This window comes from Streptomyces sp. NBC_01408, assembly GCF_026340255.1.
Lineage (GTDB): Bacteria > Actinomycetota > Actinomycetes > Streptomycetales > Streptomycetaceae > Streptomyces.
The window spans coordinates 2,693,060-2,704,173 of the sequence record NZ_JAPEPJ010000001.1 but is presented as its reverse complement, the minus strand read 5'-3'; the positions used below and the strand labels follow the sequence as shown (position 1 = coordinate 2,704,173).

Genomic DNA, 11,114 nt, shown 5'->3' with positions numbered 1-11,114 from the left:
CGCTATCTCGCAGGCCGGCGAGCCGGCCGTTCCCAAGGTCTTCCGTCCATGGACACAGCGCCGCCGGGCCCTACTTCCAGTCGGCGGCTTCCGCGACGACTTCGTACACACCGTCGATGTTCACCATCCGGCCGAGCTCGGTCTGGTTGATGACGATGCTGAATTCCTTCTCCAGCGAGGCGAGGATTTCGATCGCGCGCAGCGAATCGGCGTCGTGGTCCTCCTTGAAGAGGCTGGTTGCGGTCACGTCCTCGGGGTCGATCTCAAGGATGTCGCACACAATTTCCTTGATGGTCTCGCGGCGTTCTGCGGTAGTAGCGGGCACAGTTGTTCCCTCATTCCTGATACAGCGTGGTCGGTGGGTGAAAGAAATGCGCGACGGATATCCGCGTCGGTTCCGACAGTATTCATTCGGCACATCGCGCAACAGGGTCTTGTCATTTAGCTGCCAGCCGGTTTTCGCTGTTCACGTCCGCGTCGCCCGGACTGGCATTTTTCGGTCGGCTATCCGGCGCGCTGCTGCCAGGCGCCGGGCGCGAACCAGGCAGTGCGCCGGCGCGGAAGCCGGGGCCGGGCCTGCGGCGCCGTGCCCGGAGCCGCGGCGCGCGAGGCGCCGCGGGCGAGCAGCACCGCGGTCAGCGCCGCCAGCTCCTCGGGGCCGGGCGTGCCCCTGGTCACCCGGAACAGCGGTTCGTCCTTGGGTTCCACCGGGTGTGCGCTCCCCTCACATCGGCGGGTTGCCGTGCTTGCGGTTCGGCAGGTCGGCGTGTTTGGCGCGGAGCATCGCGAGCGAGGCCGCGAGGACGGCCCGGGTCTCGGCAGGGTCGATGACGTCGTCGACGAGGCCGCGTTCGGCCGCGTAGTACGGGTGCATCAGCTCGCTCCTGTACTCCTTGATCCGCTGCTCCCGCATCGCCGCCGGATCGTCGGCCGAGGCGATGTCGCGGCGGAAGATGACGTTCGCCGCGCCCTCGGCGCCCATCACGGCGATCTCGTTGGTCGGCCAGGCGAAGGACAGGTCGGCGCCGATGGACCGCGAGTCCATGACGATGTACGCGCCGCCGTACGCCTTGCGCAGGATCAGCTGGACGCGGGGCACGGTGGCCGCGCAGTACGCGTAGAGCAGCTTGGCGCCGTGCCGGATGATGCCGCCGTGCTCCTGGTCCACGCCGGGGAGGAAGCCCGGGACGTCGAGCAGGGTGACGAGCGGGATGTTGAAGGCGTCGCAGAGCTGGACGAAGCGGCCGGCCTTGTCGCTGGCGTCGATGTCGAGGACCCCGGCCAGCGATTGCGGCTGGTTGGCGACGATCCCCACGACGTGCCCGTCGATGCGGGTCAGGGCGCACAGCACGTTGGTGGCCCACAGCTCGTGGATCTCCAGGTACTCGCCGTCGTCGACGATCTCCTCGATCACCCGGCGCATGTCGTACGGCCTGTTCCCGTCGGCCGGCACCAGCTCGCCCAGCACGTCGGTGCGCCGGTCGGCCGGGTCACCGCCGGGATTGGCCGGGGGCGCCTCCTGGTTGTTCTGCGGGAGCATCGAGAGCAGGAAGCGGACGTCCTCGATGCAGGTCTGTTCGTCGTCGTACGCGAAGTGCGAGACCCCCGAGACGCCGGAGTGGACGTCGGCCCCGCCCAGCCCGTTCTGGGTGATCTTCTCGCCGGTGACGGCCTCCACGACGTCGGGGCCGGTGATGAACATCTGCGAGGTGTCCCGGACCATGAAGACGAAGTCCGTGAGCGCCGGCGAGTACGCGGCGCCGCCCGCGCAGGGCCCCAGCATCACGCTGATCTGCGGGATGACGCCCGAGGCCCGGGTGTTGCGCTGGAAGATCCCGCCGTACCCGGCGAGCGCGGTGACCCCTTCCTGGATGCGGGCCCCGGCGCCGTCGTTCAGCGAGACCAGCGGGGCCCCCGCGGCCAGGGCCATGTCCATGATCTTGTGGATCTTCTGTGCGTGGGCCTCTCCCAGCGCACCCCCGAATATTCGGAAATCATGGGCGTAGGTAAATACCGTACGTCCGTGGACCGTTCCCCAGCCGGTTATCACACCGTCGGTGTACGGTCTCTTGTCTTCCAGGCCGAAACCGGTCGCCCGGTGCCGCCGAAGTGGCTCCACCTCATGGAATGAACCTTCGTCCAGCAGTAGGTCGATCCGCTCCCGCGCCGTCAGTTTTCCCTTGGCGTGCTGGGCCTCGGTCGCCTGTTCGCTCGGACCGCGCCGAACCCGCTCCCGCAGTTCGCGGAATTCCGCGAGCCGGTCCACGGCGCCGCCGGTCAGTAAATCGCTCATCGGCCGTCCCCCTTGGCGGTCGGTGGAAATACGCCGGAACAACCGCCGGCATGCGCGGTCTCGGCCGCACCGAATCACCATAGATTCACCGGTGCGGCCGGACCAGCTATGCCGGATGAGCTGTCATCAAGGTGTCGTACCGTTCGGTAATGGACCGGGAATTCCCCGGCCCGCCCTTCGGAACTGGCAGCTAGCTGCCCCGGCGAGGGGGCGCCGGCTGCCCCGGCGAAGGGGGCCGTCGGACACCTCTACGCGGCCTGCAGCCTGCGCCCCGCCGGGACGGGTCGGGGCAGCAGCCCGCTCTCGGCCGCGCGGACGCCCGCCTGGAAGCGGGACTTCGTCCCGAGGGCCTCCATGATGTCGGCGACGTAGCGGCGGTAGGTCCGTACCGACACGCCGAGTTCGCGGGCCGCCGCCTCGTCGGTGTTGCCCGCGTGCAACTGCCGCAGGATGCCCGCCGCGGAGCCCGTGAGGAGCGGGCTGCCCGGCCCGACCGCGCCGCCCAGCGGCGCCGCCGTGTGCCACGCGCTGGCGAAGAGGGCCTGGATCGGCTCGATGACGGCGGGCACCCGGATCACGGACGCGTCCGCACTGCCTTCGGCCCGCACGAGCGCCACCTCGCCGTCGACCACCACCGTCTCCAGGTACGGGACGGGCGCCACCCGGATCCGCAGCCGGTGATCCTCCTTCAGGAACCGCCGGAACGCGTCCTGTTCCACGGTCGCGTGCGTGCACAGCACGCGGCCCGTGAGCTGATCGCGCCCGGCCGCCAGCATCTGCGACAGGGTGGTGCACACCTGCACCGCCTGCTCCACCTCGGCCGCCACCACCACGTCCACGCTGCGCCGCGCGCCGGAGATGAGCCGGCCCGCCGCCTCCCGCATGCCCCGGCAGCCGGACCCGACCGGCGTGACCTGCCGGCTCCGGTCGGCCCACTCCCGGTATTTCGACACCGCTTCCGCGATGAGTTCGTGCACGTCCCCGAGCGTCACATCGAATTCTTCTGTCTCAGGCATGTTCTTCCGGTCTTCCCCCGTCATAATTCCCCCATGATTTCGCGCGCGACCGGCGCAATTGCCCGGCAGACCCCGGACTGCTCCCCAGGAGCCGGGCACCCGTCGCCCACGTTCATTCCTCGTTGCTCAAAAGACCCAGCGTCACCGCGCGCGCTCCCGCCTGAAATCGCGAACTCGCACCGATTTCCCGCATGATCTCCGCCACGTAGCGCCGGTAGGTACGCAGCGGTATGGAGAGTTCCCGCGCCGCCACGACATCCGTGCGACCGTCGCGCAATGCCTCCAGAATCCGCTGCCCCGTCTCACTGCGGACGCGGCTCGCCACGTCGTCCCACGCCGTCGCGCCGTTCCAGGCGGCGGCGAACAGCGAGGCCAGCGCGCTGACCGACGCGGGGTCCCGGACGAGGGACACCCCCCGGCCGGCACTGCGCGGGTCCGACCACACCACGGCCACGGCGCCGTCCAGCAACACCGTCTCGTTCAGGACGCATTCGGCGACCTTGACCACGCACGCGGGCGAACCGGCGACGGCCTCGCGGAACACGGCGGACCGCGCGACCACGGGCGAGCACAGCAGCCGCGCCCGCACGGCCCCGCGGTCGGCCCCGCGGTCGGGGCCACGGCCCCGGCCGAGGAGCGCCAGCGCCACCGCGGCCGCTTCCGAACCGGGCGTCTGCGCGGTCACGCTCACGTCCTGACGGGCACTACCGATCAACCGACAGGAAATGCCGACGGCATCCTCATCGGATTCCAGCATTCGGACAGAATGGTTGGAGGCGGCGTGCGGGTGACTGCCCTTCGCCGCCTCGATGAGTTCCTTGACCTGCAACAGGGCCCGGCCGACTTCATCGTCGGCCGACTCCCCCTTCCGTACCGCCGGCTGCGACTCCGTCTTCCCGATAACCACGATCTCCCGCCATCCCCGTTACAGCATCGCGCCCGGCCAGAGGCTATCCCGCGCCAAGTCGGACAGTCAACGAGCATCTACGGTGGGTGATTGTTGAACAACTTAATTGTCGGGGAAATGCAGGGAACGCGGGAACCATCGCCCGGCTTTGATTCGGCCCGACTCCGGTTCCGGCACCCGGTCAATTCACAGGAAGATGCCTCCCGCCCGCCGCCGACGGCTCCAACGGGCGAACTGACCCGTGCGTACGGTGACATCCGGGCGCCCCCTGGCACCTTGATGCCAAGACCCTCGCGGCTCCGCTCCCCCGGCTCCTACAGTCGCGGGGCCCGCCCGGTTCCGCACCGGGCGCCGAGGGAAGCAGCGAACGTGACCAGAACCACAGTCCCCGTACCCGGAGATGGCGCCGGGGCCGGTCCCGGCGTCATCTCCGGCCCGCCCCAGCCCGTGGACATCTGGTGGTGGCTCACCGCCGAATCCGCGCACCCCTCGGACGCGGCGCTGCTCAGCGATGCCGAGCGGGCCACGGCCGCCCGGCTCCCCGCCGACCGCGGTCCGGGCTTCACCGCCTGCCGCGCCGCCGCCCGCCGGGTGCTCGGCCGGATCCTCGACGTCCCGCCCGGGCTGGTCGAGTTCGGGCGCAGGCCCTGTCCCGAGTGCGCCGACACCGGGCACGGCCCCCCGTACGTCCGCCACCCCGGCAACGACCTGTGGATCAGCATCTCCCACACCAGGGGCTGCGGACTCCTGGCGGTGGCGACCCACCGGATCGGTGTGGATGTCGAGCACCTTCGCCCGGCCTGGTCCGCCGCACTCGCCGCAAAGGCCCTGACCCCGGCGGAGAACGCGCACGTCGGCGCGATCCCCGACCCGGTCGCGCGCGACCGGGCCTTCCTCCGCTGCTGGACCCGCAAGGAGGCCGCCCTCAAGGCGGTGGGCGTCGGCATCGTGGCGGACCTGTCCGCCGTGGAGACCCGTCCGGCCGATCCCGGTCCCGTGCGCGTCCGGACCACCGTCCCCGGCGTGCCCACCAGTTGGCAGACCTCCGACCTGGCGCTGCCCGCCCCCTACGTGGGCGCACTGGCGCACGCGTCCGCCGCCACGGGCGCCCGGCTGCACGCGTACGGGCGGTAGACGCGCGTACGGGCGCACTGGCGCACGTACGGGCGCCAGGGGTGTCCCGCCGGCCTACGTCTCCAGCAGGCCCAGGCGGTCCTGGGCCGCGTAGGCAGCGAGCAGGCCGGACAACGCGGCTTCGTCCAGGGGCCGGTAGGCCGCGGCCGGGGCCGGGCGCCACCACACCGGGTCGGGCGCGGCCTCCCCCGGCGGCCCGGGCAGGAAGCCGGCGCGGCGCAACGCCACCCGGTGGACCTTGTTCGTCGCCGTGACCGGCATGGCCGGCACCACGCGGACGTAGCGCGGGGCCAACTTCGTGCCCAGGTCCGGCTGCGCGGCCAGGAACGCCTCGAAGGCCGCGGGGGAGAAGGCCGCGCCTTCCCGGAGGGCGACCGCCGCCATGACCTGGTCGCCCGCGACCTCGTCCGGGACGGCGTACACGGCGACGGCCGCCGCGTCCTGCCAGCGGGCCAGGATGTTCTCGATCACCGCCGCGGCGAGGTTCTCGCTGTCGACCCGCAGCCGGTCGTCGGTGCGGCCCGCGAACCAGAGGAAGCCCGCGGCGTCCCGGAAGAAGAGGTCGCCCGTCCAGTACCAGCCGTCCCGGGTGCGGGCGGCCTCCGCGTCCGGGTTGCGCCAGTAGCCCTCGAAGAGGCTGCGGCCCCGGTTGACCAGCTCGCCGATGGCCTCGTCCCCGTTCAGCAGGCGCCCCGCCCCGTCCAGCCGCGCGGCCGGGCACTCCCGGCCCGTCTCCGGGTCGATCACCGCCAGGTCGTCCCCCGCCCCCGCGCGGCCCAGGGCTCCCGGCGGGGTGTCGGGGGTCCGCTGGACGGAGGCGCCGCCCTCGGTGGCCCCGTAGCCCTCCACCAGCCGGACGCCGAACCGCTCGGCGAAGCGGGCCGCGTCCACCGCACCGGCCTCGGTGCCGAAACCGAGGCGCAGCCGGTGGTCGCGGTCGTCGGGGCGGGGCTCGGTGGCCAGGAGGTACTGGATCGCCCTTCCGACGTAGGTGAAGTACGTCGCCCCGTAGGCCCGTACGTCGTCCAGGAACGCGGAGGCCGAGAAGCGGCGGCGCAGGGCCACCGCGGCCCCGCCCGCGAGCGCCGGGAGCCAGTCGGCGATGACGGCGTTGCCGTGGAAGAGCGGCATGCAGACGTAGTGGACGTCCTCGGGGGTCACCGAGAACTGCCGGGCCAGGGCGTGGCCGGCTCCGGCGAGGCGGCCCTGGGTGCAGATGGCGGCCTTGGGGGCGCCGGTGGAGCCGGAGGTGAAGTAGAGGAGCAGCCGGTCGGCGGGCCCCGGCGGACGCAGGACGGCCTCGCCGGGCTTGGCGGCGGCGTAGGGGGCGAGCAGGGCCGCGTACTCCTCGGTGCCGGTCACCAGGAGCCGTACGCCGGGCAGGTCGAGGCCGCGCAGCAGCGGCAGGTGGGTGCGCTCGGTGACCAGGATCCGGCATTCGGTGTGCAGGATGTCGCGGGCCAGCTCGGGGCCGCGACGGGTGGGGTTGATCCCGGCTACGGCGGCCCCCGCGAGGGCCGCCGCGCCGAGCCAGTGCGGGAACTCGGGGACGTTGTCGAGCAGCACCCCGAGGTGCGGCTCGGCCCCTGGCGGCATGAGGTCGACGAGGAGCGCGGCGCGCGCGGCGGCTTCCCGGGCGGCCCGGTGACGGCTGAGGACGGTGCGCTCGGCGCTTCCGGCGCGTACTGCGCTTTCGGCGCTTTCGGGGTCCTCGTACATCAGTCCGGGCCGGTGGTCGCCCCACTGGCGCGCGATGAGCTCCGCGACGGTTTCGGGTGCAGTCGTCGTCCGCATGCCGCCGGAGATTAGCTGACGTGTCGTCAGAACTGAACGTCGGAGCAGGCGTAGAAGGCCATCGGGGTGTCGTTCACCGTCCAGACGGCCAGGATCATGTGCCGGCCGGTCTTGCCGCTCGGCATCGCGCCCTGGTGGACGGTGGTCATGTCGGGCCGGGCGCCGTTGTAGGCGACGGTGAGGAAGGGCTGGGGGTCGAGGGCGGCGCGGGTGAGGGGCTGGCCGGGGTTCCAGCCGTTCTTGGTGACGTAGTACTTGAAGTCGGTGGTGGAGTGGTTGGCCGTGAACTGCCACCGGAAGCCGTAGCTCTGGCCGCTGGTCACCTTGGTGGTGGGCCAGGCGCCGCCGCGCGGGTTGTCGAGCTCCGCGAACTGCGGAAGTCCGCCGGAACATATCTTGCCGTCGGCGGGGCCGGCGGCCGGGAACCCCTTGAAGCCCTCGACGCTCTGCGGCTCCCACTGGATGGCGCCGCAGTCGGAGACGGTCTTGTTGGCGCAGAGCTTCTGGCGGCTGATGGGGGTGTCCGTGTAGCCGTGGCTGCTCGCGCTGGGGGCGCTGAGCAGGGTGATTCCGGCGACGAGGCCGAGGCCGAGCGCGGCGGCGCGGGCCCGTCCGGGCCGTGCGGGCCGCCGTGCGGGCATGCGGAAGTGACGCATGATGCTCCTTGAACGTGGGGGGAGTTCGGCGAGAGCGTGCGCACGCGTGGGGATGAAGTGGCTCTGTCGAGTTCTTCAGGTCTAGACCAAGTCCCAGATTATTGACGAGAGTTGGCCATGTCCATACCGATGCGGGAACGGGTGGTCCGGTAGGTTCCGGCCACCCGTTCCCGTACTGCGGCGGTGCTGCTACCGGTCCTGTTCCGAGCGCCCCGTGTAGAAGGCGACCGTGAGGTCCTTCACCAGGGCCTTGCGCTCGTAGTCGTCGAGCTCGACGAGCCCGCGCGAGGTCAGCCGGTGGACGGTGTCGTCGACGGCGTCCACCACCGAGGTCAGCACGCTGTCCCGGTGCTTCGCGTCGATCGCCGCGACCCGGCGGCGGCGCATGGCCGCGGCCACCTCGGGGGCGTACTCGATCCGCGTCGGCTGGGCGGAGTACACCTCCACCCCCACCGCCTCGGTCTCCGCCGCCAGCATCCGGGTCAGCGCGTCACCGACGGCCTCGGCGTCGCGCAGGGTCGGCGCGTCCTCGTGGAAGGCGTCCGCGGGGAGCTGGGACAGGACGCGGGCCATGGCCGACTCGACCTGCTCGGCGAGGTACTCGGTGTGGTCCGCGACCGCGAGGGTGGCCCGGGCGGTGTCCTTGACCTGCCAGACGACCTGCACGACGACCTGGAGGGCGAGCCCGCCGGAGTCCACGGCGGGCATCGGTTCGCTGCGCCAGTGCCGCAGCCGTACGTCGACCCGGGTGCGCAGGAGCAGGGGGCTGATCCAGGTCAGGCCGGTACGGCGGACCGTGCCCCGGTAGCGGCCGAACAGGGTGAGCACCCAGGCGTGGCCGGTCCGGGAGCGGCCGAGCCCGCCGAGGGCGAGCAGGGCGACGATGCCGAGGAAGGCGAGCGGCGGCCAGTGGGTGGCGCGCAGGCCCTGGTAGGCGCGGGGGGTCGCGCCGAGGGCGGCCACGAGGGTGGCGGGGACGGCTCCGGCCCGCCAGAGCACGGCCGCGCAGCCGGTGAGGGCGAGCCCGCCGACGGCTACGCCGATCCAGCCGGGCAGCACCGGGCCGTAGTGCTCGCGCAGCCGCTCGTCGCCGCGGGGGGCGCGGCGTGCGGGGGCGGGGCGGGGGGTGGCGGGGCGGGTGGTGGCGGCCGGGCGGGGCCTGGCCGCGGCGGGGGAGGTCGCGGCGGGGGAGGCCGGCTGCCGGGGCTCGGCGCGGAACGGCAGGTGCACCGGGACCTCGGTGACCGCCGCGCCCCGGTGGGGGGCGGTGCGGGGCAGGTCCTGCGTGTCGGCCCCGTCCGCCTCCAGGCCCCGCGCCACCGCTTGGGCAACGATCTCGACGACCCCGGGGCCGGGCACGCCGGAGCTCACGGCGTCAGGCCCGGGCCCCGCCTCGGCCTCGGGCCCCGCCTCGGGCTCGGGCGCCTGCGGGTGCGGGATGGCGGCCTCGCCGCCGGTGTTCCACGGGCGCGGGGGCGGGCCCTGCGGGGGCGGGTCCTGCGGGGGCTGGGCCTGCGGGTGCGGGGCCTGGCCCTGCGGGCGCAGGGGTTGGTCCCGCGGGGGCTGGCCCTGCGGGCGCGACGGCTGACCCTGTGGGGCCTGACCCTGCGGGTGCGGCTGGCCCTGCAGGCGCCGGCCATGGCCCTGCGGGTGCGGAGGCGGCTGGTCCTGCGGGTGCGGGGCCTGACCCTGCGGGCACGGAGGCTGACCCTGCGGGCGCGGGGCCTGGCTCTGCAGGCGTGGGCCATGATCCTGCGGGTGGGGGGCCTCTGCAGCCGTCGGGTCGGCCTGCGTTCGGGCGGCCGGCACCTCGTACCCGCGCGGCGACGGCTCCGGCCCGTCCCCGGCCGCGGTGACGGCAGCGGCCGCGGGCTCCGCCACCGACTCCGACTCCGACTCCGACTCCACCAGCCGTAGGGCAGCCGGAACGTACTCAGCCACCGCGGGCCGCACCGCCCACCCGGGCACCCGCACGGCCCCGGTGGTCCACACCGCGCCCGCGCCGGGGCCATCTTCTTCGGTGGTCGGCAAGAGGCCCGCTTCGGCCCGCGCCGCACCCGGCGCCGGAACGCCCTCAGCAGCGGCTGGACCCGACCCGGCCCCCCGGGTCGGACTCCACGCCGGGGCCGGGGCCGGAGCCGGAGCCGGGTCGAGGACGGGGGCCGAGGCAGCCCGAGCGGCGCTCGACTCCGGAGCCGGCGCGGACGCCCGAGCCGGGCTCGGCGCCGGGGCCGGAGCGGTGGCTCGGGTCGGCACGGAGGCCGGGGCAGAGGCGGCCCGGTCCTGACTCCACTCCGCAGCCGGGGCGGCATCGGATGCGGCCGTCGGCGCCGACGCCCGGGCAGGGCTCGGCACCGGGGCGGCCTCGCCGGGCGCAGGCGTTGGGGCCGAGGCGGCCCGTGCCGCGCTCGGCACCGCAGCCGGAACGGCCCCAGCGGCGGCCGGACCCGACCCGGCCCCCCGGTCCTGGCTCCACGCCGGAGCCGAGGCCGGGGAACCGGCCGGGGTCGACAGCGAGGCCGGGGCCGACGCGGCCCAGGCCCCGGTCGACGCCCCGGCCGGAACGGCCTCAGTCGCAGCCGGACTCGGCGCGGGCGCCCGGGCCGGGCTCTGCGCAGGGGTCTGGGAACCAGACGGCGCCTGGGCCGGGCTCCAGTCCACAATCGGGGCAGCCTCAGCGGCGGCCGTCGACACCGACGCCCGGGCCGGCGGGGCCGCGGAGTCCGGCGCGGCCCCGGCGTGAGCCGAGGCAGAGACGGCCCGGGCCGCGCACGGCGCCGGAGCCGGAACGGCCGCAGCGGCGGCCGGACTCGGCGTGGAGGCCCAAGCCGGGCCCGTCCCAGGCGCCGGGGATGCCGCCGGGGCCCGGGAGACGGCCGGGGCCGACGGGGTCCAGGCCCCCGTGGACGTCGTGGTCGGCCCGGGCTCGACGGCGGCCCAAGTCGGCGCGGACGCCCAGGCGCTGCTCGGCGCCGAGGCCAGGGAGGCAGTCGGGGCTGGGAACGCCGCCGGAGCCGAGGCAGACGCCGGGGCCTCGGCGGCCCGGGCCGCACTCCAGGCCCGAGCCGGGGCGGCATCGGCGGCGGCCGGAGCCTGCGCGGACACCCAGGCCGGGCTCGGCGCATGGGCCTGGGAACCGGGCGGGGCCTGAGTGACCGGGGAGGCCGGGCTCGGCGCAGGGGCCGGGGGACCGGCCGGGGCCTGGGCGGCCGAGGCGGTGGCCAGGACCGCCGCAGGGGCGGCCGGGCTCGGCGCAGGGGCCGAGGCGGGCCGGGCCCGGCTCGGCGCAGGGGCCGGGGGACCGGCCGGGGCCT

At 74.2% G+C, this 11,114-nt stretch carries 11 protein-coding genes; 3 read left to right on the top strand and 8 right to left on the bottom strand.

The features are described from left to right. Nucleotides 1-70: 70 nt before the first annotated feature. The 5 genes from OG447_RS12285 to OG447_RS12265 all read right to left on the bottom strand — a co-directional run bounded on the left by OG447_RS12285 (nt 71) and on the right by OG447_RS12265 (nt 4,216). On the bottom strand, nt 71-325 hold the full coding sequence (locus OG447_RS12285) for an acyl carrier protein (RefSeq protein ID WP_266936518.1): 255 nt from the start codon (nt 323-325) through the stop codon (nt 71-73). Nucleotides 326-504: 179 nt separating this feature from the next. Continuing rightward, entirely contained in the window at nt 505-708 is a 204-nt protein-coding gene (locus tag OG447_RS12280; protein ID WP_266936517.1) for an acyl-CoA carboxylase epsilon subunit, read from the bottom strand. Nucleotides 709-724: 16 nt separating this feature from the next. Beyond that, on the bottom strand, nt 725-2,293 hold the full coding sequence (locus OG447_RS12275) for an acyl-CoA carboxylase subunit beta (RefSeq protein WP_266936516.1): 1,569 nt from the start codon (nt 2,291-2,293) through the stop codon (nt 725-727). Nucleotides 2,294-2,541: 248 nt separating this feature from the next. Next, on the bottom strand, nt 2,542-3,309 hold the full coding sequence (locus tag OG447_RS12270) for a helix-turn-helix transcriptional regulator (RefSeq protein ID WP_266936515.1): 768 nt from the start codon (nt 3,307-3,309) through the stop codon (nt 2,542-2,544). A 112-nt stretch (nt 3,310-3,421) separates the two neighbouring features. Beyond that, a complete protein-coding gene (locus OG447_RS12265) occupies nt 3,422-4,216 on the bottom strand; it encodes a hypothetical protein (RefSeq protein WP_266936514.1) in 795 nt (264 codons plus the stop codon). A 369-nt stretch (nt 4,217-4,585) separates the two neighbouring features. On the opposite strand from OG447_RS12265, the gene OG447_RS12260 reads away from it, so the two are divergent. After that, on the top strand, nt 4,586-5,350 hold the full coding sequence (locus OG447_RS12260; RefSeq protein ID WP_266936513.1) for a 4'-phosphopantetheinyl transferase superfamily protein: 765 nt from the start codon (nt 4,586-4,588) through the stop codon (nt 5,348-5,350). Between the two features lie 54 nt (nt 5,351-5,404). Here the strand turns inward: OG447_RS12260 and OG447_RS12255 are convergent, their stop codons facing one another. The 3 genes from OG447_RS12255 to OG447_RS12245 form a co-directional block, all read right to left on the bottom strand. Then, entirely contained in the window at nt 5,405-7,144 is a 1,740-nt protein-coding gene (locus OG447_RS12255) for an AMP-binding protein (RefSeq protein ID WP_266936512.1), read from the bottom strand. Nucleotides 7,145-7,170: 26 nt separating this feature from the next. Next, complete coding sequence (locus tag OG447_RS12250) at nt 7,171-7,800, bottom strand: lytic polysaccharide monooxygenase (protein ID WP_266936511.1); 630 nt, start codon at nt 7,798-7,800, stop codon at nt 7,171-7,173. A gap of 189 nt (nt 7,801-7,989) precedes the next feature. Then, nucleotides 7,990-9,171, bottom strand: coding sequence for an SPFH domain-containing protein (locus OG447_RS12245; protein WP_266936510.1), 1,182 nt, complete (start codon nt 9,169-9,171; stop codon nt 7,990-7,992). A gap of 60 nt (nt 9,172-9,231) precedes the next feature. Here OG447_RS12245 and OG447_RS12240 point away from each other — a divergent pair, with 60 nt between their 5' ends. Further along, a complete protein-coding gene (locus OG447_RS12240) occupies nt 9,232-9,717 on the top strand; it encodes a hypothetical protein (RefSeq protein ID WP_266936509.1) in 486 nt (161 codons plus the stop codon). An 898-nt stretch (nt 9,718-10,615) separates the two neighbouring features. Beyond that, nucleotides 10,616-10,951, top strand: coding sequence for a hypothetical protein (locus OG447_RS12235; RefSeq protein ID WP_266936508.1), 336 nt, complete (start codon nt 10,616-10,618; stop codon nt 10,949-10,951). The last annotated feature ends 163 nt before the right edge of the window (nt 10,952-11,114 follow it).